Origin of the sequence: Stappia indica (genome assembly GCF_001696535.1) — a bacterium.
GTDB lineage: Bacteria > Pseudomonadota > Alphaproteobacteria > Rhizobiales > Stappiaceae > Stappia > Stappia indica.
Genome location: NZ_MBQE01000006.1, coordinates 162345 through 189203 on the forward strand (window position 1 = coordinate 162345; position 26859 = coordinate 189203).

The 26859-nt window shown below is 68.6% G+C and carries 29 protein-coding genes; 11 read left to right on the plus strand and 18 right to left on the minus strand.

Going from position 1 to position 26859, the window contains the following annotated elements:
* The first annotated feature begins 11 nt into the window (after positions 1-11).
* The 4 genes from ffh (at position 12) to rimM (ending at position 3047) form a co-directional block, all read left to right on the plus strand.
* Positions 12-1562, plus strand: coding sequence for a signal recognition particle protein (gene ffh / locus BBX35_RS20820; protein WP_067224264.1), 1551 nt, complete (start codon positions 12-14; stop codon positions 1560-1562).
* On the plus strand, positions 1559-1876 hold the full coding sequence (locus BBX35_RS20825) for a chorismate mutase (RefSeq protein ID WP_083202341.1): 318 nt from the start codon (positions 1559-1561) through the stop codon (positions 1874-1876). The genes ffh and BBX35_RS20825 overlap by 4 nt, the downstream gene beginning before the upstream one ends.
* A 36-nt stretch (positions 1877-1912) precedes the next feature.
* Positions 1913-2308, plus strand: a complete 396-nt coding sequence (gene rpsP / locus BBX35_RS20830) for a 30S ribosomal protein S16 (protein WP_067224266.1) — start codon at positions 1913-1915, stop codon at positions 2306-2308.
* A gap of 181 nt (positions 2309-2489) precedes the next feature.
* Entirely contained in the window at positions 2490-3047 is a 558-nt protein-coding gene (gene rimM / locus BBX35_RS20835; protein ID WP_244271685.1) for a ribosome maturation factor RimM, read from the plus strand.
* Here the strand turns inward: rimM and BBX35_RS20840 are convergent.
* Positions 3005-3502 carry a VanZ family protein gene (locus BBX35_RS20840; RefSeq protein WP_067224269.1) on the minus strand — a complete coding sequence of 166 codons (498 nt, stop codon included), beginning with the start codon at positions 3500-3502 and terminating at the stop codon, positions 3005-3007. The genes rimM and BBX35_RS20840 overlap by 43 nt on opposite strands.
* A 106-nt stretch (positions 3503-3608) precedes the next feature.
* On the opposite strand from BBX35_RS20840, the gene trmD reads away from it, so the two are divergent.
* Together trmD and rplS are read left to right on the plus strand one after the other, a co-directional pair.
* The gene (trmD, locus tag BBX35_RS20845) at positions 3609-4304 is read left to right on the plus strand and encodes a tRNA (guanosine(37)-N1)-methyltransferase TrmD (protein WP_067224272.1); all 696 of its coding nucleotides are present in this window, start codon (positions 3609-3611) and stop codon (positions 4302-4304) included.
* Between the two features lie 280 nt (positions 4305-4584).
* Positions 4585-5049 carry a 50S ribosomal protein L19 gene (gene rplS / locus BBX35_RS20850; protein WP_067224274.1) on the plus strand — a complete coding sequence of 155 codons (465 nt, stop codon included), beginning with the start codon at positions 4585-4587 and terminating at the stop codon, positions 5047-5049.
* Between the two features lie 117 nt (positions 5050-5166).
* Here the strand turns inward: rplS and BBX35_RS20855 are convergent, their stop codons facing one another.
* Both BBX35_RS20855 and ftsE read right to left on the minus strand, forming a co-directional pair.
* On the minus strand, positions 5167-6222 hold the full coding sequence (locus tag BBX35_RS20855) for a cell division protein FtsX (protein ID WP_067224276.1): 1056 nt from the start codon (positions 6220-6222) through the stop codon (positions 5167-5169).
* Entirely contained in the window at positions 6215-6874 is a 660-nt protein-coding gene (gene ftsE, locus BBX35_RS20860) for a cell division ATP-binding protein FtsE (protein ID WP_067224277.1), read from the minus strand. The genes BBX35_RS20855 and ftsE overlap by 8 nt, the downstream gene beginning before the upstream one ends.
* A 244-nt stretch (positions 6875-7118) precedes the next feature.
* Between ftsE and BBX35_RS20865 the strand changes: the two genes are divergently transcribed.
* The 3 genes from BBX35_RS20865 to BBX35_RS20875 are packed head-to-tail and all read left to right on the plus strand — an operon-like array spanning position 7119 to position 9130.
* Complete coding sequence (locus tag BBX35_RS20865) at positions 7119-8165, plus strand: MJ0042-type zinc finger domain-containing protein (protein ID WP_067224279.1); 1047 nt, start codon at positions 7119-7121, stop codon at positions 8163-8165.
* Positions 8162-8704, plus strand: a complete 543-nt coding sequence (hpt, locus tag BBX35_RS20870) for a hypoxanthine phosphoribosyltransferase (RefSeq protein WP_067224280.1) — start codon at positions 8162-8164, stop codon at positions 8702-8704. Before BBX35_RS20865 ends, hpt begins: the two co-directional genes overlap by 4 nt.
* Before the next feature lie 30 nt (positions 8705-8734).
* On the plus strand, positions 8735-9130 hold the full coding sequence (locus BBX35_RS20875; RefSeq protein WP_067224282.1) for a response regulator: 396 nt from the start codon (positions 8735-8737) through the stop codon (positions 9128-9130).
* A 130-nt stretch (positions 9131-9260) separates the two neighbouring features.
* On the opposite strand, the gene BBX35_RS20880 is transcribed toward BBX35_RS20875, so the two are convergent.
* The 4 genes from BBX35_RS20880 to argH all read right to left on the minus strand — a co-directional run bounded on the left by BBX35_RS20880 (position 9261) and on the right by argH (position 15083).
* Positions 9261-11864: a TIGR02302 family protein gene (locus BBX35_RS20880; RefSeq protein WP_067224284.1), complete on the minus strand. Its 2604-nt coding sequence runs from the start codon at positions 11862-11864 to the stop codon at positions 9261-9263.
* A gap of 140 nt (positions 11865-12004) precedes the next feature.
* Positions 12005-13279, minus strand: a complete 1275-nt coding sequence (gene lysA, locus BBX35_RS20885) for a diaminopimelate decarboxylase (protein ID WP_067224285.1) — start codon at positions 13277-13279, stop codon at positions 12005-12007.
* A 67-nt stretch (positions 13280-13346) separates the two neighbouring features.
* The gene (lptM, locus tag BBX35_RS20890) at positions 13347-13544 is read right to left on the minus strand and encodes an LPS translocon maturation chaperone LptM (protein WP_083206501.1); all 198 of its coding nucleotides are present in this window, start codon (positions 13542-13544) and stop codon (positions 13347-13349) included.
* A gap of 141 nt (positions 13545-13685) precedes the next feature.
* The gene (gene argH, locus BBX35_RS20895) at positions 13686-15083 is read right to left on the minus strand and encodes an argininosuccinate lyase (protein ID WP_067224289.1); all 1398 of its coding nucleotides are present in this window, start codon (positions 15081-15083) and stop codon (positions 13686-13688) included.
* 43 nt (positions 15084-15126) lie between these two features.
* Between argH and tlpA the strand changes: the two genes are divergently transcribed.
* The gene (gene tlpA, locus BBX35_RS20900; RefSeq protein ID WP_067224290.1) at positions 15127-15807 is read left to right on the plus strand and encodes a thiol:disulfide interchange protein TlpA; all 681 of its coding nucleotides are present in this window, start codon (positions 15127-15129) and stop codon (positions 15805-15807) included.
* Positions 15808-15896: 89 nt separating this feature from the next.
* On the opposite strand, the gene BBX35_RS20905 is transcribed toward tlpA, so the two are convergent.
* From BBX35_RS20905 to BBX35_RS20945, 9 genes are all read right to left on the minus strand, one after another.
* Positions 15897-16097, minus strand: a complete 201-nt coding sequence (locus BBX35_RS20905) for a putative motility protein (protein WP_067224292.1) — start codon at positions 16095-16097, stop codon at positions 15897-15899.
* 92 nt (positions 16098-16189) lie between these two features.
* The gene (locus BBX35_RS20910) at positions 16190-17071 is read right to left on the minus strand and encodes a 3-hydroxybutyryl-CoA dehydrogenase (protein ID WP_067224294.1); all 882 of its coding nucleotides are present in this window, start codon (positions 17069-17071) and stop codon (positions 16190-16192) included.
* A gap of 218 nt (positions 17072-17289) precedes the next feature.
* Positions 17290-18231 (minus strand): electron transfer flavoprotein subunit alpha/FixB family protein, encoded by a 942-nt coding sequence (locus BBX35_RS20915; protein ID WP_067224296.1) that lies wholly within the window; start codon positions 18229-18231, stop codon positions 17290-17292.
* Between the two features lie 25 nt (positions 18232-18256).
* Positions 18257-19006: an electron transfer flavoprotein subunit beta/FixA family protein gene (locus BBX35_RS20920; RefSeq protein ID WP_067224298.1), complete on the minus strand. Its 750-nt coding sequence runs from the start codon at positions 19004-19006 to the stop codon at positions 18257-18259.
* A gap of 209 nt (positions 19007-19215) precedes the next feature.
* Positions 19216-19908, minus strand: coding sequence for a rhomboid family intramembrane serine protease (locus tag BBX35_RS20925; RefSeq protein ID WP_067224300.1), 693 nt, complete (start codon positions 19906-19908; stop codon positions 19216-19218).
* Positions 19909-19995: 87 nt separating this feature from the next.
* Complete coding sequence (locus tag BBX35_RS20930; RefSeq protein WP_067224302.1) at positions 19996-20571, minus strand: cob(I)yrinic acid a,c-diamide adenosyltransferase; 576 nt, start codon at positions 20569-20571, stop codon at positions 19996-19998.
* Between the two features lie 39 nt (positions 20572-20610).
* Complete coding sequence (locus BBX35_RS20935) at positions 20611-20808, minus strand: twin transmembrane helix small protein (protein WP_067224303.1); 198 nt, start codon at positions 20806-20808, stop codon at positions 20611-20613.
* A gap of 45 nt (positions 20809-20853) precedes the next feature.
* Positions 20854-21732 carry an SDR family oxidoreductase gene (locus tag BBX35_RS20940; protein ID WP_067224305.1) on the minus strand — a complete coding sequence of 293 codons (879 nt, stop codon included), beginning with the start codon at positions 21730-21732 and terminating at the stop codon, positions 20854-20856.
* A gap of 43 nt (positions 21733-21775) precedes the next feature.
* Positions 21776-23005, minus strand: coding sequence for a ubiquinone biosynthesis hydroxylase (locus BBX35_RS20945; protein ID WP_088946134.1), 1230 nt, complete (start codon positions 23003-23005; stop codon positions 21776-21778).
* A gap of 119 nt (positions 23006-23124) precedes the next feature.
* Between BBX35_RS20945 and tesB the strand changes: the two genes are divergently transcribed.
* Entirely contained in the window at positions 23125-24000 is an 876-nt protein-coding gene (gene tesB / locus BBX35_RS20950) for an acyl-CoA thioesterase II (protein WP_067224308.1), read from the plus strand.
* Here tesB and BBX35_RS20955 read toward each other — a convergent pair whose 3' ends face one another.
* Positions 24001-25182 carry a CobW family GTP-binding protein gene (locus BBX35_RS20955; protein WP_067224782.1) on the minus strand — a complete coding sequence of 394 codons (1182 nt, stop codon included), beginning with the start codon at positions 25180-25182 and terminating at the stop codon, positions 24001-24003.
* Positions 25183-25284: 102 nt separating this feature from the next.
* Positions 25285-26697 (minus strand): D-alanyl-D-alanine carboxypeptidase family protein, encoded by a 1413-nt coding sequence (locus BBX35_RS20960; RefSeq protein ID WP_083206502.1) that lies wholly within the window; start codon positions 26695-26697, stop codon positions 25285-25287.
* Between the last annotated feature and the right edge of the window lie 162 nt (positions 26698-26859).

The following is a 26859-nucleotide window of genomic DNA, read 5'->3' on the forward strand; positions in this document are numbered from 1 at the left end:
AAGGAGACGGCATGTTCGAAAGTCTGTCAGATCGCCTCAGTGGCATTCTCGACAAGCTGACGCGGCGCGGTGCGCTGTCGGAGGCCGATGTCTCCGAGGCGCTGCGCGAGGTCCGGCGCGCCCTGATCGAGGCCGACGTCGCGCTTCCCGTGGTCAAGTCCTTCACCGACAAGGTGCGGACCCGGGCCGTCGGCCAGGAAGTCCTCAAGTCCGTTACGCCGGGCCAGCAGGTCGTCAAGATCGTCCACGACCAGCTCGTCGAGATGCTGGGCGGTGCGGGCGAGCCGATCGATCTCAACGCGGCCGCGCCCTTCGCCATCATGATGGTCGGCCTGCAGGGCTCGGGCAAGACCACCTCGACCGCCAAGATCGCCCTGCGGCTCACGAAGAACGAGCGCCGCAAGGTGCTCATGGCCTCGCTCGACACCCGCCGCCCGGCGGCGCAGGAACAGCTGAAGGTCCTCGGCGAGCAGACCGGCATCGACACGCTGCCGATCGTCGCCGGCCAGTCGCCGGTGCAGATCGCCTCGCGCGCCATGACCGCGGCGCGGCTCGGCGGCTACGACATTGTCATGCTCGACACGGCCGGCCGCACGCATATCGACGAGCCGCTGATGGTCGAGATGGCCGAGATCAAGGCAGCGACCAATCCGCACGAGATCCTGCTTGTCGCCGACAGCCTGACCGGTCAGGACGCGGTGAACCTGGCGACCTCCTTCGACGAGCGTGTCGGCATCACCGGCATCGTCCTGACCCGTATGGACGGCGACGGCCGCGGCGGCGCGGCGCTGTCCATGCGCGCGGTCACCGGCAAGCCGGTCAAACTGGTCGGCACCGGCGAGAAGTCCGACGCGCTCGAGGAATTCCACCCGGCGCGCATCGCCGACCGCATTCTCGGCATGGGCGACATCGTCTCGCTGGTGGAGAAGGCGGCTCGCGAGCTCGACCAGGAAAAGGCGGCCAAGATGGCCGCCCGCATGCAGAAGGGCAATTTCGACCTCGAGGACCTTGCCGAGCAGCTTCGACAGATGGAGAAGCTCGGCGGCATGTCCGGGATCATGGGCATGATGCCCGGCGTCGGAAAGATGAAGAAGCAGCTCGACGCGGCGAATATCGACGACCGCGTGATCAAGCGCCAGGTCGCGATCATCCAGTCGATGACCCCGCAGGAGCGCCGCAAGCCCGACCTGCTCAAGGCCAGCCGCAAGAAGCGCATCGCCACCGGCTCCGGCGTCGATGTCGCCGACGTCAACAAGCTGCTGAAGATGCACCGGCAGATGGCCGACATGATGAAGCAGATGGGCAAGGGCAAGGGCCTGCTCGGCAAGATGATGGGCGGCATGGGCATGCCCGGCGGCGGCATGCCGAACATCGATCCGAAGGAACTGGAGCGCATGGCCCAGTCCGGTCAGCTGCCGGGACAGATGCCCGGCCAGATGCCGAGCCTGCCGGGCGGGCTGGGCGGTCTGGGTGGCCTTGGCGGCCTCGGCGGACTGGGCGGGGCAAAGCTGCCCGGCGGTCTCGGCGGCCTTCCGGGTCTGGGACGGGGGAAGAAGAAATGACCGACAGCGCCGAGGAAATCCTCGAACCGGCATCTGCCGCGATGGACGAGCTGCTGCGCCTGCGCGGCTCCATCGACAACATCGATGCCGCACTCGTTCACATGCTTGCGGAGCGCTTCAAGTGCACGCAGAAGGTCGGCCTGCTCAAGGCCACCCACAGTCTTCCGCCCGCCGATCCGGCGCGCGAGGAACGGCAGATTGCGCGGCTGCGCGCACTTGCCCGGGACGCCAATCTCGATCCCGATTTTGCGGAGAAATTCCTGAACTTCATCGTCAAGGAAGTGATCCGTCACCATGAAGCCATTCGCCGCTGATCCCGGCGTCGCACTGAAGTACCAAAGGAGACTACCATGGCCCTGAAAATTCGCCTCGCCCGTGGCGGCGCCAAGAAGCGTCCGTTCTACCGCATCGTCGTTGCCGACGTCCGCTCGCCGCGCGACGGCCGCTTCATCGAGAAGGTCGGCCTCTACAACCCGATGCTGCCGAAGGACAATGCCGACCGCATCGTCCTCGACGTCGAGCGCATCCAGCATTGGATGAGCCACGGCGCGCTGCCGACCGACCGCGTCCTGCGCTTCCTGGATGCCGCCGGCGTTCTGAGCCGCGAAGCCCGCAGCAACCCGAAGAAGGCCGAGCCGGGCACCAAGGCCAAGGAGCGCGCCGAAGCCAAGCGCCAGGCTGCCGAGGAGGCCGCTGCGGCCGAGGCCGAGGCTGCTGCCGGCGGCGAGGAAGCTGCTGCCGAGTAATCGGCGCACTGCCTTCATGCACCTTCAGGACCCGCGCCGTCTGCGGTGCGGGTCCGCCGGGTCCGCGTCGTTGCGCGGATCGGCCCGGCACGGGACCGCGGTGCCCTCATGAAGGGCGCCGGTCTCGAATGACATGTATCGGGGACTGCCGCCCCGCCTCCCCCGTCAGGAGCACTGCCGCGTGAGCGAGGATCGCATTCTCATTGCCCGCATCGGCGCCGCCCACGGCGTTCGCGGCGAGGTTCGCGTCAAGCCTTTCGGCGACGATCCCCTGTCCTTCTGCGATTACGGTCCGCTGGAAACCGCCGACGGCAAGCGCCGGCTGGTGGTGAAATCCGCGCGCCTGCAGAAGGCGATGGTCGTCACCCGCTTCGAGGGCGTCGACGACCGCAATGCCGCCGAGGCGCTGAACGGCCTCGATCTCTACATCCCGCGCGACGCATTGCCGGAGCTGGATGACGAGGACGAGTTCTACCACACCGACCTGCTCGGCCTCGAGGCCGTGACGCCGGAGGGGGAAACCCTCGGAAAGATCGTCGCCCTGCCCGACTTCGGTGCCGGCACGCTGGTGGAAATCCGCCCGAACGGTGCGCCGTCCTTCTACGTCCCCTTCACCCGCGAGGCGGTGCCGGAGGTCGATCTGGCCGGCGGCAAGGTGACCGTCGTGGTGCCGGAGAGCACGGGCGAGGAAGCCGATCAGGACGGGCGCGAGCGCCCCGAGGACGACGCGACCGGCTGAGCCTGCGCCGCATCCGCCGTCTCGTCATCCTGTTCGCCGGACGAAGGGCTGCCCGACAGTGCGGCATGCACCTCGAGGCGCAGCAGCATGATCGCGGCTACGACCAGCGTCACGCCGAGCATGTTCGCCGCGATGTCGCCCAGCGAAAACTCGCGATGGGGCACCAATGCCTGCACCAGCTCCGCCGTCAGCCCCAGCCCCGCGGCGATGCCGGCGGAGATGCGCAAGCGGCAGCAGAAGAAGGCGTGGATCGACAGCGTCAACAGGCCGAAGAAGACGAGATGCTGCAGCTTGTCCCAAGGATGGTCCATCCCCGGATTGTAGATGAAGCCGGCGACGATCCCGTAGACGACGAGGACGCAGAGCGGCCAGACGCGCGCCGCCGACAGGTCGAGATAGTGCCGCTGCACCAGGGCGCGGACGAGTTCGGCAAGGCGGGCAACCGGCTGCAACATGAAGATCTCCGGGGATCGGGCCTTCCTTGCTACACGGGAAAGCCTTAAGCGGGGGTTGCGAGAGTGATCCAAAAGGCCGACGGCCTGCCGATTCAGGGAGTATGCGATGACGTTCCGGGCGTCGATCCTCAGCCTTTATCCCGAGATGTTCCCTGGCCCCCTCGGCACGTCGCTGGCCGGGCGGGCGCTCGAGCGCGGCGACTGGGAGTTGGCGCTTCACCAGATCCGCGACCATGCGACAGATCGCCACCGCTCCGTCGACGACACCCCGGCCGGGGGCGGCGCGGGCATGGTCCTGCGCGCCGATATCCTTGCCCTTACCATCGACGCGGCGAGCCCCGCCGACGACACGAGGCCGCGCCTCTTGATGAGCCCGCGCGGCCGTCCGCTCGACCAGGCGCGGGTGCGCGACCTGGCGCAAGGGCCGGGCGCGGTGATCGTCTGCGGCCGGTTCGAGGGCATCGACCAGCGGGTGATCGAGGCGCGCGGCCTCGAGGAAGTCTCCATCGGCGACTACATCCTGTCCGGCGGCGAACTGGCTGCCATGGTGCTGCTCGATGCGGTCGTCCGCCTGCTGCCCGGCGTCATGGGCAATGCCGAGAGCGGAGCTCTGGAAAGCTTCGAGACCGGGTTGCTGGAGCATCCGCATTATACCCGGCCACGCGAGTTCGAGGGGCGCACCATCCCCGACATCCTGACCTCCGGCGACCATGCCCGCATCGACCGATGGCGGCGCGAGGAGGCCGAGCGGCTGACCCGCGAGCGCCGGCCCGACCTGTGGCAGCGCTTCACCGACAGCTGAAGCGCAGGTTTCTGCGCCGAACGGGCGCAAAAGGGCATGACAAACGCGACGAGTTGCGCTAGACAGCGGCCACTCGGGCGCCTGCCGGCGCGAGCCGTGCCGTTTGTCGTTTGCCTTTGCTCCGCTATCGGGCGCAAGCGACCGGCCTCTCGCACGCGGGATGCCTCGACCCGAATTCCGCGGCCGGATGCGTCCGGCCAGGCCAAAAACGCGGTGAATTCGCCCCTACGGCTCGACCGTCAGCGGACGCTCTGACCGACACGAACCAAAAGGTAGTGCCATGAACATCATCGAACAGCTCAACGCCGAGGAAATGGCGAAGGTCGAAGCCCAGCGCAAGCTGCCGAGCTTCTCTCCCGGCGACACGATCCGCGTGAACGTGCGCGTGACGGAAGGCAACCGTACCCGTACCCAGGCGTACGAAGGCGTGTGCATCGCCCGCTCCGGCGGCGGCATCAACGAGAACTTCACCGTCCGCAAGATCTCCTACGGCGAAGGCGTGGAGCGCGTGTTCCCGATCTTCTCGCCGATGCTCGAGGGCGTCGAGGTCGTGCGTCGCGGTAAGGTCCGTCGCGCCAAGCTCTATTACCTGCGCGGCCGTCGCGGCAAGTCCGCCCGTATCGTCGAGGCGACCAACGTTCGCGCCCGTCGCCTGAACGACGAGATCAAGGCCGATCTCGCTGCTGCCAAGGCCGCGAAGGAAGCCGAGCAGCAGGCTGCCGCTGCCAGCCAGAGCGCCGAATAAGACACAGGTCCGGCGCGGCCCCTTCGAGGCCCGCCGCTCCGCACGAAAGAAAAGCCCCGGCCGTCTGGCCGGGGCTTTTTTGTGTCCGATAGGCGTTTGCGGGAAGCCCCGCCCGCCCTATTCGATCCGGCGCAGATGCGCGCGCACCGCAAGGCGCGAGGTCGCGGCCGTCAGCACCGTGACGAGGAAGATGATGGCCAGCACGCCGAGATAGCCGCCGACCCCCACCGACACGCCGCCGAACATGTCCATGGAGCGCGCAAGGCCTTGCAGGCCGGTGCGCTCGTCGGCGAGAAAGCCCAGCACCAGAAACACGAGAATGGCGGCAACGCCACCGGCCAGGCCGCCCTGCAGGCCCAGCAGCAGGAAGTGGCGCTGGAACTCCCGGGCAACGAAACTGTCCTCCGCACCGACGAAATGCAGCACCTCGACCACGTCGCGATTGCCGGCCATCGCTGCCCGCGTCGCGAAGACGACGGACAGGACCATCGAGCCGAGCACCAGCGACAGCACCGCAAGGCCGCCCAGCACCACCGCGTTGGCCATGGCCGCCAGGCGGCTGGTCCACAGGCTGTGATCGTCGACGCTGGCCCGGCTCACCTCAGCGCTGATCGCGGCGCGCAGGTCGGCGAGATCGAAGACCGACGGCTGCGACACCTGCACCTGGATCAGGCGCGGCACCGGCAGGCTTTCCAGCTCCAGCCCCGCGCCGAGCCAGGGCTGCAGCAGCTCGCGCGTCTCCTGGTCGGACAGGGCGCGCACGGCGCCGACGCCGGCCTGCGCCTTTGCGGCGGCCGTCGCCTTCTCGATCTCGCGCAGCATATCGACCCCTTCCGCCGGGCGGATCTGGATCGTCACCTCGCGCAGCAGGTCGTTGGACCAGGCGCTCGCGGCCTCATGGATGATGGTCACCCCGCCCACGGTAAGGCAGGCGAGAAAGCTCATGATCGCCACCACCAGCGTCAGCGCACGCCCGGCGACGGCCTGCGGCGGCACGATCGGCGCCGACGGACGCAGCTCGTCCGGCGCGCCGCGCTTGCGCGTCTTGGCGCCGGCCTTGGGGCGACGGGATGCGGCAGGCCGGCCGCCGGCCGCCGGCCGGGCGCTGCGGCGCCCCTCGCCTCCTGCGCCCCCTGCCGGGCCGGCCCTTTGTGTCCTGTCGTCGTCAGTCATGGATCTGCAACCGTCCTTCGCCCAGTTCCATGCGCCGCGCGTCCACCTGCTCCATCAGGGCAAGGTCATGGGTGGCGATCACCACGGAGGTGCCGAGCCGGTTCAGCTCGATGAACAGCCGCAGCAGGCGCCGCGCCAGCGGCGGATCGACGTTGCCCGTCGGCTCGTCGGCCAGCAGCAGCTCGGGCCGGGTGATCAGCGCCCTCGCAATGGCCGCGCGCTGCTTCTCGCCGCCCGACAGGACCGGCGGCAGCACATGCATGCGCTCGCCGAGGCCCACCCATTTCAGCAGTTCCACCACGTCGGAGCGGTACTGGCTCTCCTCCTGGCCGATGACGCGCAGCGGCAGGGCGACATTCTCGTAGGTGGTCAGGTGCTCGAGCAGGCGGAAGTCCTGGAACACGATGCCGATGCGCCGGCGCAGCGCCGGGATCTGGCTTTTCTTCAGCGCCGATGTGTCCTTGCCGAAGGCGCGGATCAACCCGCGCGTCGGCGTCAGCGACAGGAACAGCAGGCGCATCAGGCTGGTCTTGCCCGCACCGGACGGACCGGTGAGGAACTGGAATGACTGCGGCCTGATCTCGAAGGTCAGGTCGCGCAGGACTTCCGGCCCCATGCCGTAGCGCAGACCGACATTTTCGAATCGGATCACGGCAACCTCTCGTTAACACGTTGGCCGGACACTATCGCTTTGGCATTAACGCTTCATTAACGATATCCGGGCGTCATGGGGTCGAAAACTCCGGCAAGCGGCCGGCGGGACAAAACAATGTCTCGCCGTTTGCGGCGTGTTTACGGTCTCGGGCCGACACTGCCCGTCTCGCGAGCCGGCTTCACCGGATGTCGACCATGCCTTTCCGGCCGGTATTTGTGGGCAAGACGAGGCCGCTTCCACAATGAAGATAACCTGTCCGGATTGCGCAACCGCCTATCGGGTCACCCCTGCGGCCCTTGGGCCGGAAGGCCGTGACGTGAAATGCGCGCGCTGCGGCACCCGCTGGCATGCGGTCCCCACGCCCGACACCGCCTCCATCGAGACCGAGCTGCCCGAGCGCGAGGAAGTCGCGGACCGCGAAGCCGCGCGCGCCAGGGCCCCGGCAATGGCCGAGGCCGGCGAGGCAGCCGGCGCCGATCCCGCCGACGAATGGGAAGACGCGCTGTCGGAGGCTGCCGGCGACGACAGCGAACCGGATGGCGACGAGACCGATACGGCGGAAGAGGACGAGGGCAAGGACGTTTTCTCCTCCATGCTCGACGCCGACGAAGCATCGACGGACGACGGCGACGGGTTTGCGGACGAGGACGCGGCATCGCCCGGCAGTTCGTCCCTGCCCGTGGCCACCGACGCCGCGGCCTCCGCCGAGGCGGACGCGGCCAAGACGATCGACATCGAGAGCCTTGCCCGCAAGCCGAAGATCCATATCAAGCCACGCTCCAGCGAGCCGATCCTTCGACGGATCCTGTCCGCCGCCGGCCAGCAGGTGCGCCGCGTGCGCCCGCGCCGCGTCGTCGGCATGATGATGTTCGCCGGCGCCATCGCCCTGTGCGCGCTGGCCGTCACGTTCCGCACGCCCATCGTCGCGCGCATGCCCGACCTCGCCGGCCTGTTCCAGCTTGCCGGCCTTGACGTCAACCTGCGCGGCCTCGAATTCCGCGACCTGCGCACCTTCCGGGAGATCGAGGACGGCTCGATCGTCCTGGTGATCGAGGGTACGATCGCCAATGTCGAGGGGCAGCCGATGCCCGTGCCCGCCATTCGCCTGGCCCTGCGCAGCGAGGATGCGCAGGAAATCTATGCCTGGACCATGGAACCGCGCTTGCGCCGGCTCGATGTCGGTGGCACGACGCGGTTTCGCACCCGCCTGTCGGCTCCGCCCGACCTGGCGGCGGACATCCAGGTGCGCTTCGTGGAGCGCGAACAACGGCAGGCCAGGCTGAAATGAGCGAAAGCGTCGAGATTCGTACCCTTTACGACGAGGCGGCCATTGCGGCCCGGGTCGAGGAGATCGCCCGGCAGGTTGCCGCCACCGAGCCGCGGCGACTGCTCGTGGTGGCGGTGCTGAAGGGCAGCTTCATGTTCGCCGCCGACCTGGTGCGCGCGATGCACCGGGCGGGTCTTGCCCCGGAGATGGAGTTTATCCATCTGTCCAGTTACGGCGCGGGCACTGAGTCAAGGGAAATCCGCGTTTTGCGCGACGTGGAGAGCGATGTGGCCGGCCGGGATGTGATTCTCGTGGATGACATACTGGAAAGCGGTCGCACACTGGCTTTTGCGCGAGACCGACTCATCGAACGCGGCGCAGGCTCTGTGCGCATCGCCGCCTTGCTCGACAAGCCGATGCGCCGCAAAACCGCCATTTCTGCGGATTATGTCGGGTTCGAGTGTCCCGACAAGTTCGTGGTCGGTTACGGGATGGACATGGGCCACAAGTGGCGCCAGCTCCCGTTCATCGGTCACGTCGTCCAGGACGCCCCGGCCTAGCACGCCGATGCTTGAAGAACGGAGAGGGACATGGCTCGCATTCTGATCGCCGAAGACGACGACGCCGTTCGCAGCTTCGTCAAGCGCGCGCTCGAGCTGGATGGCCATGCCGTGGTCGCCCAGGAAGACGGTGCGGCGGCGGCGGAGACGCTGGCGAAGGAAAAGGGTGCCTTCGATCTCATCCTGTCGGACATCAAGATGCCGGTGATGGATGGCATCGCCTTCGCCCTGATCGCGGCACGCGACCATCCCGAGATCCCGATCCTGCTGATGACGGGCTTTGCCGACCAGCGCGAGCGCGCCAACGGGCTCGACGCGCTGATCCACGACGTGGTGACCAAGCCCTTCTCGCTCGCCGAGATCCGCCGCGCCGTCAGCGACGCGCTGCTCGGCATCTGCCGCGAGGAAACCCGCCGCTACGCCTGACCGCGTGGCGGCGCGCGCCGGCCGCGCTTCGCCCTTCCCCGACATCGATAGCCTGACATGCAAAGGGCCCGCGCCTGTCCCGCGCGAGCCCTGTATCGTATCCGCACGCCCGCAAGGCGCCACGCGGGCGTCAATAGCGGCGCAGCAGCCGCTCGAGATAGTCGAGCTCCAGCATCGGCCGGCTCGGATCGGAGAACCGCCGGCGCAGCTCCTCCAGGATGCGGCGCGCACGCTGCACGTCGATCTCGTCGGGCACGCGCACCCGGTCGCCGAAGTCCGGGCCCTCCGTGCGGCGCGGACGCCCGAGCGGATCCTCGTCCATCGGGCTGCCCTGGCGGCCGGCCATGCCCGGCCCCTCGCCCTGCCCCTGACCCTGGCCGAACATCTGCTCCGCCATGCCTTGCGCGCCCCGGCGCAGCGCCTCGAGCGCATTGCCCTGCTGGCCGACGGCATCGCCCGGCTGCCCCTGGCCGAGACTGTCGCGGGCATTGCCCATCTCCTCGCCGGCCCGTCCCAGCTCCTCGTTCGACGGCATGCCGTTGCGCGCCATCTGGTCGAGCAGCTGCTGCAGCCGCTCGCCGAGCTGGCCCTGCCCTTCCTGCAGCTGCCGCAGCGCCTCGGCCAGCTCTTCCGGCGTCATCTGCCCCTGCTGGCCCTGTTGTCCCTGCTGGCCCTGCTGCTGCTGCCCCTGATCGAACCGGTTGGTCTGGTCCATCAGCTCCTGCTGCCGCTGGATCATCTGGCCGAGCTCGTTGAGCGCCTGCATCATCTCCTGCGTCATGCCGTCCGGCATCTGCTGCGGGCGGCCCGCCTGCAGGTTCTCCAGCATCCGCTGCATCTGGGCGAGAAGCTCGCGGGCGGCATCGCGCGAGCCGTTGCGGGCCAGTTCCTCGATCTGCGACAGCATCTCGTTGAGGTCCTGCGGCCGCAGGTTCTGCGCGTTGGGGTCCATCGGCTGCATGGCCTGCGGGTTCTGCCGCATCTGCTCGGCCAAGGCTTGCATGTATTCGTTGAGCGCCTGTCGCAGCTCCTCGGTCAGCCGGGCGATTTCCTCGTCCGATGCCCCCTCCTCGAGCGCCCGCCGCAAGGCCTCCTGCGCGTCGCGCAGGGCTCGCTCGGCGGTGGAGAGATCGCCGTCCTCGATGTTCAGCGCCAGCTCCCACAGGAGGTCGACCACGGACCGCAGCTCGTCGTCGGTCTGCGCCGCGACCAGCTCGCTGCGGGCAAAGCGCATGCCGAGATAGGTCCGCACCTTCTCGCCGAACACGTCCGGCGCCAGCATCAGGCCGTCCAGCGCATCGAGCACCCGCACCTGCGCATTGGCATCCAGCGCCAGATCCCGGCGCTGCTCGACGATGGCCCGCGCCAGCGGCTTGGCGAAGCGGCGCTGCGGCAGGGTGAAACGATGCGGCTCCGAATAGCCGGTCTGGCCGGCATGGTCGTTGGCGCTGAGCAACAGCTCGACCTCGGACCCGGCCCAGGGATGGCTGGTCAGATCGCGGATCGTCTCGCCGGAACCGGTGCGCCGCTCGCCGGCGGCGAGCGACAGCGGAAAGCTCGGCGCCTCGACCAGAGGGCGGATTTCCGCGCCGCTGTCCTGGTTGAGACGCTGCGCCGGGCGGATGTCGGCCTTCGCGGAGACGATGCCGTAATCGTCCTGCATCAGATAGGTCAGCTTGAGCGCGCCGCTGAGCTGCTCCTCGGGGTCGTCGAGCAGGCGGATGGTCGGCGCCTCGTCCGGCTCCACCGCGATCTGCCAGGCATGCAGCACCGTGTCGCCGTCGCGGATCTCCAGCGCTGCGGACGTCTCCAGCCGGCTGCGCAGCCCGTCGCCCGTGGTGTTTGCGGCAACGCGCGGCGCCTCCGCATCACCCTCGCCCTCAGCCGCTGCAGGCGGCGCGGCAAGGTCCACAGTCTCGTCGGGCGAGACCAGCAGCACGGAAAGGTTATCGACGCCCTGCGCCCGGACGATCACTTCGCTGCCTTCCGGCACGCTGATCGCTTTGCCGGGCTCGCGCAGCTCCGCCGTCGCCCCGGTCAGGAACACCGGCGCCCGGCCGGTATAGACCGGCGGCGTGATCCAGGCGTCGATCCGGGCCGGAACCGCAGCGACCTGCGGCCCCGCGCCTGCCACCGGCGACAGCCGCGTCAGATGGCTGCCCTCGGCGACGAAATAACCGACCACCAGCAGCATCACCGCCAGCACGCGCAGGGCGAAGGGATCGCGGCGGAAGGCCTGCGGGCTCGGCAAATCGGTGCGCACGCTGGCCAGCGCCGCGCTGGCGCGCCGGCGATGCACCTCCCAGAGCGCCCTGGTCTCGGGGGTTTCCCCGCCGCCGTCGAACAGCCGGTCGTCGAGCGCGGCGAGCGGGCGATGGCTCAGCCCCGACACCCGCTCGATCCGCGCCAGCGCCTCCGCCCGGCCAGGCAGGCGCAGATGCACCAGCGGCAGGCCCGCGCGCACGGCCGCCGCGAGGAAGCCGAGCGCGGCGATCACCGACAGCCAGGTCGGCAGCAGCGACCACAAGCCGAGCCAGGACAGGCCGACATACAGCGCGAGAATGATCAGGACGGATTGCAGGAGCGGCCAGGCCTGCTCCCAAAGAAGTGATAGGCGCGTGTGCAGGATCGCGCGCTCGAGGCGCGCCCGTGCGGCAGGGACATCGCCGTCCGGCCGGGACGCATCTTCCCCGGTGCCCCGCCCGGAGCCGGCAGGTTTCCTCGCGTCTGTCACTGTCTGCCTCCGCGGCCCGACCCTTGGGTCACACGCCCCCCGCACTCATCAAGGGTGGGGCGTTTTGCCCGCTTTGGCAAGGCCGGGCCGGGCAAAGGTGCCGGCCCGCCCGCTTCTCCGGCGCCGGCTATCGCCGCGGCTCAGTCCTCGCCGAGCCAGGACGGCAGCCGGTCGAGGCCGAGCAGTTCCTCGTAGGTCGGGCGCGGACGCACCACCGCATGGCGGTCGCCCTTCACCAGCACCTCGGGAACGAGCAGGCGGCTGTTGTAGGTACAGGCCTGCACGGCGCCATAGGCACCGGCCGAATGCACGGCGAGCAGGTCGCCCGGCTCGACCGCCGGCATGTCCCGATCCTGGCCGAGATAGTCGCCGGTCTCGCAGACCGGACCGACCACGTCCGCCTTGATCCGCGGATGGTCGGGCGCCTGACGCACCACCGGGCGGATCTCGTGATAGGCCTCGTAGAGCGTCGGGCGGATCAGGTCGTTCATCGCCGCGTCGACGATGACGAAGGTCTTGGCCGCGCCCTCCTTCACATAGACGACCCGGGTGACGAGGATGCCGGCATTGCCGGCGATCATCCGGCCCGGCTCGAAGATCACCTTGCAGTCGAGATGCTCGACATGCCGGCGCACCACCTGGGCATAGGCCTCCGGGTGCGGGGGCGGCTCGTTGTTGTCCTGGTAGGGGATGCCGAGACCGCCGCCGAGGTCGACGTGATCGATCGTATGGCCGTCGGAGCGCAGGTCCGCGATCAGCCCGCCGAGCCGCGAGAAGGCCGCGTCGAACGGCTCCAGATCGGTGATCTGCGAGCCGATATGCATGTCGATGCCGGAGACCTCGATGCCCGGCAGCGCCGCGGCATGAGCATAGACTTCGCGCGCCCGGCCCCAGGGAATGCCGAACTTGTTCTCGGCCTTGCCCGTCGCGATCTTGGCATGGGTGCGTGCATCGACGTCCGGATTGATGCGGATCGAGACGCGGGCGGTCTTGCCCTTCTCCACCGCCACCTGCGACAGCTGCGCCAGCTCGGGCTCGCTCTCGACATTGAAGCAGAGGATATCCTCGTCGAGTGCGTAGGCCTGTTCCTGCGCGGTCTTGCCGACGCCGGAGAACATGATGCGCTCACCGGGCACGCCGGCCGCGCGCGCACGCCGCAGCTCGCCTTCCGAAACCACATCCATGCCCGCACCGAGCCGCGCCAGCGTCGACAGCACGGCCTGGTTGGAATTCGCCTTCATCGCATAGCAGACGAGGGTCGGAATCCCGGCAAAGGCGTCCTTGAACACCTTGTAGTGCCGCTCCAGCGTCGCGGTGGAATAGCAATAGAACGGGGTCCCGACCTCGGCGGCGATCGTCTCCAGAGGGACGTCCTCGGCGAAGAGCCGGTCATCGACATAGTGGAAGTGGTGCAAGGCCGTATCCTGACCGTGGATGCGGGCGGGAGAGCCGCCCCTTCAGCCGGCGGAAAACCGCGACGGCTCAGATGATGCTGTCGAGAACGAAGGGCCGGTCCGGTTTCGCCGGTGCAGGCTCGGCGGCGGGAGCCGGCTCGCCCGGCGCTACAAGCGCGGGGTCGACGTCGCCCGGGCGGTCGAGCGCGCCGCGACGGCCGCAGCCGGCGAGCGTCAGCGCCAGCACGGCCACGATCAGCACGCCGCCATTCAGGACCCGAGACATGCCAGCTTTCGCCATTGTGAGCGTCGCTCCCCTGGAAGACCGTTCGAAGCGGGCCGGCATCGCCGACCCTTGCCGTTTCCTCGCATGCAGCGACGTTCGCTGCAAGCCTCCTGTCCGCCCTGCCGGCGAGGGCAGCGTGCGTCAGCGCCGCGCCGCCTCGCGCTCCAGCGCCTTCAGCCAGCGCTTGGCCTGCTTGCGGACATTGGCCGGGGCCGTGCCGCCATAGCTGGTGCGCGAACGCACCGACTTGTCGACCGACAGCACGGTAAAGATGTCCTCGGTGATGCGCGGCTCGATCGCCTGCAGGTCTTCCAGCGGCAGCCGGTGCAGCTGCACCCCGCGCTCCACGGCAAGGCCGACGGCGCGCCCGGTGACGTGATGCGCCTCGCGGAACGGCATGCCGATCACGCGCACCAGCCAGTCGGCCAGGTCCGTCGCAGTCGAGTAGCCCGAACCCGCGGCAGCCTTCATGGTCTTGGTGTTGGCGGTCAGGTCGCGGACCATGCCGGTCATCGCGGCGAGCGCCAGCGACAGGCTCGGCAACCCGTCGAAAGCCTGTTCCTTGTCTTCCTGCATGTCCTTGGAATAGGCCAGCGGCAGGCCCTTCATCATCACCAGCAGCGCCGTCAGCGAGCCGTAGATGCGGCCCGTCTTGGCGCGCACCAGCTCGGCCGCATCCGGGTTCTTCTTCTGCGGCATGATCGAGGAGCCGGTCGAGAAGCGGTCGGACAGGGTGACGAAGGCAAACTGCGCCGAACACCAGATCACGATTTCCTCGGCGAGGCGCGACAGGTGCATGGCGCAGATCGAGGCCGCACCCAGCGCCTCGATGATGAAGTCGCGGTCGGACACCGCGTCGAGCGAATTGGCCGTCGGCCGGTCGAAGCCGAGCGCTGCCGCCGTCATCTCCCGGTCGATCGGGAAGGACGTACCGGCCAGCGCGGCCGAGCCGAGCGGGCACTCGTTCATCCGCTTGCGGGCATCGCGCATGCGCGAGCGGTCGCGGGCGAACATCTCCACATAGGCCATCAGGTGGTGGCCGAAGGTCACCGGCTGAGCCGACTGCAGGTGGGTGAAGCCCGGCATGACGTCGCCGGCATGGGCGAGCGCGCGCGCGCTGAGCGCCTGCAGCAGGTCCGTCAGCTGCTCGTCGAGCGTGTCGAGCGTATCGCGCACCCAGATGCGGAAATCGGTCGCGACCTGGTCGTTGCGCGAGCGCGCCGTGTGCAGGCGGCCGGCGGTCGGGCCGATCAGCTCGGCCAGCCGCGCCTCGATGTTCATGTGGATGTCTTCGAGCGCACGCGAGAAGGCGAAGTCGCCCGCCTCGATCTCTGACCGGATCGTGTCTAGACCGTGAGCGATCTTCTCGGCATCGTCGGCGGCGACAATTTCGCGCGCCGCAAGCATGCGGACATGAGCCTTCGAACCCTCTATATCCTGCCGGTAGAGCTTGCGATCGTAGTCGATGGAGGCGTTGATCTCCTCCATGATGGCGTCCGGCCCATCCGAGAACCGGCCTCCCCACATGCGATTGCTCATGAACGTGCCTTTCTGGCGCCCCTAAGGAACGGGTAATGGATCGATGACCAACGGAACCAGGCCTCCCCGGCGCACGCTCCTCGTCGGGATCGCCGCCGTGGCCCTGATGGCAGGACTGGCGGGGATATACGTGATCGGCGGGGCGGATGGCAACCAGCAGCAGGCCGGCTCCTGCAGCGCCGCAGCCAGCCTTGCCTCGCAGATCGCCCCGCTCGCCCGCGGCGAGGTGGCGGCCTTCCTGCCCGCCAAGGCCCCTTCCCAGCTCTCCGAGCTTGCCTTCAGCAACGACGCCGGCGCGCCGCTCACCCTTGGCGACTTCCGCGACAAGGTGGTCCTGGTCAATCTCTGGGCCACCTGGTGCGCGCCCTGCCGCAAGGAAATGCCGGCGCTCGACCAGCTGCAGGCGGAGCTCGGCAGCGACGATTTCGAGGTGGTCGCCGTCAGCGTCGACCAGACCGGCGAGGAAAAGCCCCGCGCCTTCCTGAAGGAGATCGGCGTTTCCAATCTCGCCTTCTATGCCGATCCCACCATGAAGATCTTCCAGGACGTCAGGGCGCGCGGCCGCGCGCCCGGCCTGCCGACCACCCTGCTGGTCGACGGCAAGGGCTGCGAGATCGGCGCGCTCATGGGGCCGGCCGAATGGGCCTCCGAGGATGCCAAGGCGCTGGTGCGCGCGGCCATCGAGGCGCAGCGCAAGACCGCTGCGGCCGGGGCAGGCAGCTAGAGGGCCGGGGCCGAGAGGCCCGCAGAACGACAAAAGCGCCGGGCGGATGCGTCCGGCGCTTTGCGTTTCTGGGCAGCCCTTGAGAGCAATCAGGCGGTGATGTCGACCTTGCCGCCCACACCGGCCGGCGTCGGGGCCTTGGCCACGGCAGCCGCGTAGTCGGCGTTCTGCTCCAGCATGGCCGCGAGGGCGGCCGTCGCATCGGCGTTCTGCTTCATGAAGGTCGCGGCAAGCTGGTTCTGCGTCTGCGCTTGCGACATGCCCACCATGGCGGCGGCAACACTGGACATGGAAGCCTCCTGGTTCGAGCCTTCCCCATCCCTCGCACGACCAGCGTTAACGACAGGTTAACCCGAGCAACCTGCGCGGGTACCCCCCCGCCTCAGCGGGTGGGAACCGGCACGTCGCCACGATAGTCGTAGAAGCCGCGCTGGGTCTTGCGGCCGAGCCAGCCGGCCTCGACATACTTCACCAGCAGCGGGCACGGGCGATACTTGGTGTCGGCCAGGCCCTCGTAGAGTACCTGCATGATCGACAGGCAGGTGTCGAGGCCGATGAAGTCGGCCAGCTGCAGCGGGCCCATCGGATGGTTGGCGCCCAGCTTCATCGCCGTGTCGATGGCCTCGACCGAACCGACGCCCTCGTAGAGCGTGTAGATCGCCTCGTTGATCATCGGCAGCAGGATGCGGTTGACCATGAAGGCCGGGAAGTCCTCGGCGACGGCGATAGTCTTGCCGAGCTTGCGGGTGAACACCCGCGCCGCCTCGAAGGTCTCGTCCTCGGTGGCGATGCCGCGCACCAGCTCCACCAGTTCCATCAGGGGAACCGGGTTCATGAAGTGGATGCCGATGAAGCGCTCCGGCCGGTCGGTGGTCGCCGCCAGGCGCGTGATCGAGATCGACGAGGTGTTGGTGGCGAGGATCGCCTCCGGCTTCAGCAGCGGACACAGCTGGCTGAAGATCTTGCGCTTGATCTGCTCGTTCTCGACGGCGGACTCGATGACCAGGTCGACCTCGCCGAGCTCGTCCATGCTCTCGGCCGCCACGATACGCGACAGGGCGGCGGTCCGCTCCTCCTCGCTCAGCTGGCCCTTGGAGACCTGACGGGCCATGTTGCCGTTGATCGAGGCGAGGCCGGACTGGATCCGGTCCCGGGAAATGTCGTTGAGCTGCACGTCAAAGCCGGCCACGGCGCAGACATGGGCGATGCCGCTGCCCATCTGGCCCGAGCCGATCACGCCGACTTTCTTGATCTCGACCACCATCGTCCGTTCCGATTTCGTTTCGGTGCTGCCGCGTCGGCGCACGCCGGGAAATGTGAGGGGCTATTCATGGCAACTTCGCGAGCCCGCCGCAAGGACCCGCCCGCGCTTTTTCGCAAGGGGGTCACGGCCTGCCGCAAGGCGCTGCCCGCAAAGGGGAAGGGCCCGCGCATGGCGGGCCCTTCGAAAGTGTTCGGCGCACGCCGCAGCGCGCGCCCGTCTCAGCCCTTGGCGGCTTCGACGGCAGCCTTGAACTGCGGCAGGACCTCGAACAGGTCCGCGACGAGGCCGTAATCGGCGACCTGGAAGATCGGCGCTTCCTCGTCCTTGTTGATCGCCACGATCACCTTGCTGTCCTTCATGCCGGCAAGATGCTGGATGGCGCCCGAGATGCCGCAGGCGATGTAGAGGTCCGGCGCCACGACCTTGCCGGTCTGGCCGACCTGCCAGTCGTTCGGCGCGTAGCCCGCATCGACCGCCGCGCGCGAGGCGCCGACAGCGGCACCCAGGGCATCGGCGACCGGCAGCATCACCTCCTCGAACTTCTCCTTGGAGCCGAGCGCACGGCCGCCGGAGATGATCACCTTGGCCGAGGTCAGCTCCGGGCGGTCGGACTTCGACAGTTCCTGGCCGACGAAGCTGGAGAGATCGGACTGCGTCGCCGAGATCTCCTCGATCGAGGCCGAGCCGGTCTCCTCGGCGGCGGCGAAGCTCGCCGTCCGCACGGTCACGACCTTCTTGGGATCGTTCGACTTCACCGTCTGGATGGCGTTGCCGGCATAGATCGGGCGCTCGAAGGTCGACCCGTCGACCACGCCGGTCACGTCGGACAGCTGCATCACGTCGAGCAGCGCGGCGACGCGCGGCAGGATGTTCTTGCCGTTGGCGGTGGCCGGCGCGACGATCGCGTCGTAGCCCTCGGCCAGCGACACGATCAGCTCCGACATCGGCTCGGCCAACTGCTGGGCCAGGCCGTCGCCGTCGGCGAGCAGTACCTTGGCGGCACCGGCGATCTTGGCGGCCTGCTCGGCGGCAGCGCGCGCGCCCTTGCCGGCGACCAGCACATGCACGTCGCCGCCCATGGCGGCAGCGGCGGTCATCGCCTTGTGGGTTGCGTCGTTGACGGCGTCGTTGCTGTGTTCGGCAACAAGAAGGATGGTCATCTTCAGTATCTCCCTGTCGGTCCGATCAAAGCACGCCGGCTTCGTTCTTGAGCTTGGAAACAAGCTCGGCAACGTCGGCGACCTTGACGCCGGCCTGGCGTGCCGGCGGCTCGACGGTCTTCAGCACCTCGAGGCGCGGCGCCACGTCGACGCCGTAGTCCTCCGGGGACTTCTCGTCGATCGGCTTCTTCTTCGCCTTCATGATGTTCGGCAGCGAGGCGTAGCGCGGCTCGTTGAGGCGCAGGTCCGTCGTGACGATGGCGGGCAGCTTCAGCTTCACCGTCTGCAGGCCGCCGTCGACCTCGCGGGTCACGTCGACCGTGCCCTCGCCCAGATCGACCTTCGAGGCGAAGGTGCCCTGGCTCCAGCCGAGCAGCGCGGCGAGCATCTGTCCGGTCTGGTTGCAGTCGTCGTCGATCGCCTGCTTGCCCAGGATCACCAGGCCCGGCTGCTCGTCCTCGACCACCTTCTTCAGGATCTTGGCGACGGCCAGCGGCTCGGTGGTGGCGTCGGTCTTGACCAGGATGCCGCGGTCGGCGCCCATGGCCAGGCCCGTGCGCAGCGTTTCCTGCGCCTGCTGCGGACCGACCGAGACCACGATGATCTCCTCGGCCTTGCCGGCCTCGCGCAGACGGATCGCCTCCTCGACGGCAATCTCGTCGAACGGGTTCATCGACATCTTCACGTTGGCCAGGTCGACGCCCGAACCGTCCGCCTTCACACGCACCTTGACGTTGTAGTCGATCACCCGCTTCACGGGCACAAGGATTTTCATGGGTTTTTCAACCTCCCGCTCACGCGACCGCAAGATTCCGCCGCCGGTCGCCTTTCGTATCCGCAACGTCTCAGGACACCCGGGAACCGCAGCTTTCCGCAGGTTCCTTGTCGTCGGGCCGGGACCGTAATGACGCGCTCGATGGCTGTCAACGCCACGTAAGGGAAGCGGACTGCCGCAAAACCGGCATGCTCCCTTGCACGCGCCGGCTACAGTCTCCTGTCGAACAGCGGCACACCGCGCCGGCGCATCGGCACAACCAGCAAGGCCCCGGCGGCGGCGCCCGCGACATGCGCCCACCAGGCCACCTGATGGTCGCCGATGCCGAAGGCCATCACCACCTGAAAGGCGATCCACGCGCCCAGCACCCAAGACGCCGGCAGGCGCAGCGGCAGCCGGCCGAAGGCCAGCACCCAGACCCGGACCCTGGGATGCAGCACAAGATAGGCGCCGATGACCCCGGCGACCGCGCCCGAGGCGCCGATCAGCGGCACCACCGATCCCGGCTCGGTCAGCGCATGGCCGTAGCCGGCCGCCGCCGCGCAGAGCAGGTAGAAGACGAGGAAGCGGAGGTGGCCCATCGCATCCTCGACATTGTCGCCGAACACCCAGAGGAACAGCATGTTGCCGCCCAGATGCATCCAGCTGCCATGCAGGAAGGCATAGGTGATCAGCGCCGCCGGCTCGGGAAACACCACCAGCTCCGGCGCAAGGTCGCGCACATCGAACAGCACCGCCGGGATCAGCCCGTAGGACAGACTCGAGGCCTGCATCGCCGGATCGGACAGACCGCCCTGCTGGACCAGCAGGAAGATCGCCACATTGGCGACGATCAGCCCCCATGTGACAAATTGCCGCCGCACATGCACCAGCGGCTTGTGGTCGTAGAGCGGGATGAACATGGGGCGAGGCGTCCTGTTGTCTGGGGCAGCTTTCCGGCGGACAAGGCCCCGCGTCAAGTGCGGCGAGAATGCCCGGGGGCCGTGACCCTAACGGTTCTGCCCCGGCACCCACAGCACGTCGGCCGCGCCCTTGTCGTTCGCCCAGCGCGCGGCGACGAAGAAGAAATCGGACAGCCGGTTCATGTAGACCAGCGCCGGCCGGCTGACGGTCTCGCGCGCGGCCAGCTCCGTCATCAGCCGCTCGGCGCGGCGCGACACGGTGCGGGCGAGATGCAGCTGCGCCGCCGCCGGCGAACCGCCCGGCAGCACGAAGGAGCGCAGCGGCGACAGGTCCGCGTTGAACCGGTCGATGGCCGCCTCGATGGCCGAGACCTGGGCATCGGTGACGCGCAGCGGCGGATAGGCCGGCGGCTCGTCGCTCTCGGGCGTCGCAAGGTCCGCGCCCAGGTCGAAGAGATCGTTCTGGATCCGCGCCAGCACCGCGTCGAGCTCGGGATGGGCCGCGGCCGTCGCCTGGCGCGCCAGCCCGACCACCGCATTCGTCTCGTCGACCGTGCCGTAGGCCTCGACCCTGAGATCGTGCTTCGGCCGCCGTTCGCCGGAGGCCAGGGCCGTGGTGCCGGCATCGCCCGTCTTCGTGTAGATCTTGTTCAGCACCACCATGGCATGTCCTTCTCCGCAATCGGTGTCATCTTGCGCGCCTTACGGCCGCGTGCCCGTCAGATAGAGCACCGCCATCACGATGACCACGGCGAGAAACTGCAGCCCGACGCGCCAGCGCATCAGCATCTGCGAACGCGACGAGGGTCCCCCGCGCATCATGTTCCACAAGCCCAGCAGCAGCACGACCGCCACCGCCCCAACGGCAAAGGGGATCGACATGCGCAGGAAGTCGGCCATGGGAAGTCCTTTCTCAGCGACGGCCGCGGCTCATGCCTGCCGGCCCTATTCTTCGGATCGTGCCGCCCGCGACAGCACCCAGTCGAACCCGCGGGTCGGCAGCAGTCGTTTCAGTCCGGCCATCACCGTGGTCGGTATCGTCACCCGGTAGCGCGGGCGCGGGCGCGGTGCCTCCACCGCATGCACCAGATGCTTGACCACCGCCCGCGCCGGCAGCTTGAACAGCGATGGTTCACCGCCCCGCATACGGGCAAGGCGCCGCTCGTAGATCTCCCGATGGGGCGATACGACCGCCCCTTCCTCGCCGATCACCCTTTCGAAATTCGCCATCGCGTTCTGCGTGAAGCGGGTGGAGATCGGTCCCGGCTCGATCAGCGAGACTTGGATGCCGGCGCCGGCGAGCTCCAGCCGCAGCGTGTCGCTATAGCCTTCCAGCGCGAACTTCGACGCGTTGTAGGCCCCGCGATAGGGCATGCCGATGAAGCCGAGGATCGACGAGCACTGGACGATGCGCCCATGCCCCTGCCGGCGCATATGCGGCACCACGGCCCGCGTCAGCGTGTGCCAGCCGAAGAAATTCGCCTCGAACAGCCCGCGCAGCGCATCGGAGGGCATGTCCTCCAGCGCGCCGGGAATGGCATAGGCGCCGTTGTTGAACAGCGCATCGAGCCGGCCGGAGGTCCGCTCGAACAGCTCTGCGGCGCCCTCAAGGATGCTCGCTTCGTCCTGATAGTCGAGCCGGAAGCTCTCGAAGCCCGCGGCCCGCAGCCGCTCGACATCGTCCTGTCGCCGCGCCGTCGCGAACACGCGCCAGTCGCGGCCGCGCAGCGTGTGTGCCGCCGCGGCGCCGATCCCTGAGGAACAACCGGTAATCAGGATGATGCGTTGCGGCCGGACATGTTCGGCTGCCTGTGACCCGGCCATCTATCCGGTCTTCTCCCGTGCCCTGCAGCCCGTCCCGATGCCGTCAGATCGCCTCGCCGACCAAGAGCCGCGGCGACGGACCTTCCAGTCCCGCCGCCTGGCGGATGAAGAACCGCTTCAGCGAGGGCATGCGGTCGACGAGGCCGAGGCCGACGTCGCGGACCGCGCGCACGACATCCATATCGTTCGAAAAGAGCCGGTTCAAGACGTCGGTCACCACCCCCATGCGGAACGTGTCGAACCGCCGCCAGCGCTCGTAGCGCTCCAGCACGTCGAGCGCGCCGATATCCTCGCCGAGCCGCCGCGCCTCCACCAGCACCTCGGCCAGCGCCGCAACGTCCTTGAACCCGAGATTGAGGCCCTGCCCCGCGATCGGGTGGATGCCGTGGGCGGCATCGCCCGCCAGCGCCAGCCGCGGCTGCACGAAGGAGCGCGCCAGCGTCAGCCCCAGCGGGAAGGCATGTCTCGGGCCGTCGAGCGACAGCTTGCCGAGATGGTGGCCGAAGCGGCGCTCCAGCTCCAGTTCGAAGGTGAAGTCGTCGCCCTTCACCAGCCGCTCGGCATCGTCGCGCCGCTCGGTCCACACCAGCGACGAGCGGTTGCCGGTCAGCGGCAGGATGGCGAAGGGGCCTGAAGGCAGGAAATGCTCTTCGGCGCGGCCCTCATGCGGCCGCTCATGGGCAACGGTGGTGACGATGCCCGACTGGTCGTATTCCCAGCGCACCGTGCCGATGCCCGCCAGATCGCGCAGCTTCGAGCGCACGCCGTCGGCGGCGACCAGCAGCTTCGCCTTGCGCACCCCGCCGGAGGCGAGGCGGATCTCGACGTCCGACGAACTGCTGGTGAAGCCCGAGACCGCGTCCGGCGCGATCAGCTCCACGCCGAGCTCCTCGGCCCGGTCGGCGAGTGCGGCGACCATGCGCCCGTTCGGCACCATGTGGGCGAAGGGTTCGCCCGGCTCCACCTCGCCGTCGAAGGTCAGGAACACCGGACGCACCGCATCGCGCAGGCGCGAATCGGTGACGATCATCTCCATCATCGGCTGCGCATGCGGCGCGATCTGCGACCATACGCCGAGCCGATCGAGCATGCGGCTCGCCGCCGCCGCAACGGCCGAGGCGCGCGGATCCTTCGAAATCGCCTCGCGCGGACGCAGGTCCACCACGGCAACGCGGAGGCCGGGATCGGCCTGCTTCAGCGCCACCGCCAGCGAAAGGCCGACATACCCGCCGCCGCCGACCAGAACGTCGAGCTCGTCCATCTGGATGCCCATCCTGTCGCTCCCGTGTTCCTTGCGACCCATGAGGCATGTGCCCCTGGGTCAGTCTTGACATTGCCGCCCCGCGCCCCGAAGGCTCTCGCACCCTTTCCGTTCATGCGAACAGGTGCCGGATGCGCTCAGCCGTCGACGACCTTCTCTCGATACTCGATCTCGAGCCGCTGGAACACAATCTCTTCCGCGGCATGAGCCCGCAGGTCGGCTGGCAGCGCGTCTTCGGCGGCCAGGTGATCGGCCAGGCGCTGGTCGCCGCCTCGCGCACCGTGCCGCAGGAGCGCAGCGTCCACTCGCTGCACGGCTATTTCCTGCGCCCCGGCGATCCGGCCGTGCCGATCATCTACGAGGTCGACCGCATTCGCGACGGCGGCAGCTTCACCACCCGCCGGGTCGTCGCGATCCAGCACGGCAAGCCGATCTTCTCCGTCGCCGCCTCGTTCCAGACCTTCGAGGAAGGCCTCGACCACCAGGCGGTCATGCCCGACGTACCGATGCCCGAGGACCTGCCCGGCGAGGCCGAGCTGAAGGAAAAGTTCCTCGCCCACGCGCCAGAGCCGGTCCGCCGCTACTGGGAGCGCGACCGGCCGATCGAGCTGCGCCCGGTCGACATGACCCACTATTTCAGCCGCAGCAAGCTGACGCCCTCGCAGAATGTCTGGGTCCGCGCCAGCGCCGCCCTGCCGGACGACCCGCGCATCCATTCCTGCGTGCTGGCCTATGCCTCGGACATGACGCTGCTCGACACGTCGCTCTTCGCCCACGGCACCAGCGTGTTCGATCCCAAGCTCCAGGTCGCAAGCATCGACCACGCCATGTGGTTCCATCGCCCCTTCCGCGCCGACGAATGGCTTCTCTACGCGGAGGACAGCCCCTCGGCCTCGGGCGGGCGCGGCTTTACCCGCGGCTCGCTGTTTTCGCGCGACGGCCAGCTGGTCGCCTCCGTGGCACAGGAAGGCCTGATCCGCGTGCGCCGGGACAGCCCGAAAGCCTGATCAGCGAAAGCTGCCGCTGAAGCCGCGGATCGCGAGCGGGTTGTCCGACAGCGCCGCCGCATCCGGCGTATCCGTCGCCGGCGTGCTGGTGAAGGCGTCGAACAGCTTGCGCACGAAGGCTTCCGGCAGGTCGCGGGTGATGAACACCAGCCGGCTGCGATGGTCGTCGTCCGGCCAGGCCGGCAGCGTTGCCGGCGGGTGAAACACGTGCTGCACCCCGTGCAGCACCACCGGCCGGTCCGGATCCTCGGCAATCTGCACCACACCCTTCATCCGCAGCAGCTTCGGCCCATGCGCCGAGCGAAGCAGGTCGAGGAACATCTCCAGCGCCGCCGCCGGCACAGGCCGGTCGGTCGACAGCGAGAAAGCGCGGATCGAATCGCCGTGGCGGTTCACGTCGTGGGAATGGTCATGCCCGTGATGATGGTGATCATGGCCATGCCCGTGGTCATGATCGTGGTGCCCGTGCCCATGACTGTGACTATGACTGTGCCCGTGCGAATGGCCGTGGCCGTCGCGATAGGCTTCCTCGTTGAGCCAGCGCGAAACGTCCGCCGTCTTGGTCGCCGGATCGTAGAGCCCGGTGCCGATCAGCCGTGCAGCGCTCGCCTCGCCATTTGCCGCAATGATCACCGGCGCCGCCGGGTTGAGCCGTGCGATGCGCCGGCGCAGCGGGCTGTCCGGGTCGAGCGCTTCCGCGCCTTCCGCAAGATCGGTCTTGGTCAGCACGATGCGGTCGGCGACCGCCACCTGCTTCACCGCCTCTTCCTGGGCATCGAGCGTCGCAAGGCCGTTGACCGCGTCGACCAGGGTCACCACCCCGTCGAGCTGGTAGCGCATCACCAGATAGGGATGCTGCATCACCGTGTGCAGCACCGGGGCCGGATCGGCGAGCCCCGTCGTCTCGATCACCACCCGCGACAGCCGCTCGGTGCGGCCGTTGTCGAGCCGCCGCAGCAGGTTCTCGAGCGTCGTCACCAGATCGCCGCGAATGGTGCAGCACAGGCACCCGGAGGACAGCTCGACGATGCCTTCCTCGCCGCCTTCGACGAACAGGTGGTCGAGGCCGACTTCGCCGAACTCGTTGATGATCACCGCAGCGTCCGCAAGCGCGGGATCCTTCAGCAGACCGTTCAGCAGCGTCGTCTTGCCGGCGCCGAGAAAGCCGGTGATCACGGTCATCGGTATCGGCGGCTTCGGCCCGCGCGGGCGCTTTCCGGTCTGGTCGGTCTCGGTCACGTCGCTGTCCTCTGGCGGGCGCCGTCCAGGCGACGGCGCACCGGGCTACGGGCGGGGATTGGGGGTGGGCCGCGGCAGGATCACCAGCGGCTGGCCGCGAAAGATCGCGCCCGGCTTGGCTTCGCCTGCCGGCGCCTGCGTCGTGGCGGCCGGCAACAGGGCCGACGACCCCGCGCCCATCACCGCAACCGGCTTTTCCTTCGGCATCGGCACATTGGCGAGCGTTGCGATCTTCGCCTCCGAGGCCGGCGCCCGGCCTTTCGGCACGCCGAGACCGACCTGCACCGCCTGGTCGACGCGCGACCGCGGGCCGATGATCTCGTCCATCACCTTGCCCCAGTCGGTCTTGCCGTCGTCGCGAGTCGGCACGTCGTCGTCATCCGCCGACACCGCCTGCTGCGGCGCCTGGCCGACGATCGGCCGGCGCACGCCGTTGATCGACGGGTCGAGCTGGGCATAGGACAGGGTCGTGGTGCCGCGCAGGCCGCGCGACGTGCCGTAGGTGGCCAGCAGCTCGTCGGCCGTCGGCTTGGTATTGCGCTTGCAGTAGCCGTCGGCCGGCGGTGCGCCGGCAACGCCGGTCATCGCCTCGACATTGCGCCCGGACCGCTGACGAAAGCCGGCATCGACCAGCACCCGCGCCTTGGCGGCCCGTTCCACGCCCGAGGCCGCGCCCAGCACCACCGCCAGCACGGTGCGCCCACCGCGCGTCGCCGAGACGACGACGTTCAGCCCGGAATTGCAGATGTAGCCGGTCTTCATGCCGCTGGCGCCGGGCACCCGGGCCAGGAACTCGCGGTTGGCCGAGCGCAGCGTCTTCTTGCCGACCTTGATCGCCGGCAGGCCGTAATAGGCGTGGTACTGCGGGAATTCGCGCCACAGCACCCGCGCCAGCACCGCGAGATCGCGCGCGGAGGAGACCTGGCGGTTGTCCGGCAGCCCGTGCGGGTTGACGAAATGCGTGGCGCTCATGCCGAGCCGGCGCGCCTCGGCATTCATCATCTCGATGAAGGCAGGCTCCGAACCGGCGAGCGATTCCCCGACCGCAACGGCGATGTCGTTCGCCGACTTGACGATCAGCATCTTCAGCGCGCTGTCGAGCGTCAGCTGCGTGCCGGGCTTGAAGCCCATCTTGCTCGGCGGCTGCGCATGGGCATTGGCGCTGATCGCCACCGCGCTCTCCAGCGTCGCGCGTCCCTCGCGCACCGCCTTGAAGGCGAGATAGGCGGTCATCAGCTTGGTGATCGAGGCGGGATACCACTGGCGCAGCGCGTCCTTGTGGTCCAGCACCGCGCCGGTCTCCGCGTCGATGACGATCCAGGCGGCGACCTCCGCCCGGGCGCTCGCGCCCGTTTGCAGCAGGCCGGCAACGGCAAGGCTGGCCGCGACCGCAAGGCCGCACAGGCGCCCGCCCAGATGGCGTCCGGTAATCTTCAGCACGTCAGAAAGCCTCCGCATGTCCGGCCGCCGCGGCAATCCTGCGGCGATGGCGGACCCTCCCGCGTTGGGGCCGGGGTCCGTCGATGCTCCCCCTATGTAACCGATCCTGCGGGCAGAATGCAAAGCGTGCCCGCAGGCATCCCCTTTCGCAAACTGCCCACCAAGCAGGCAATTGCGCAA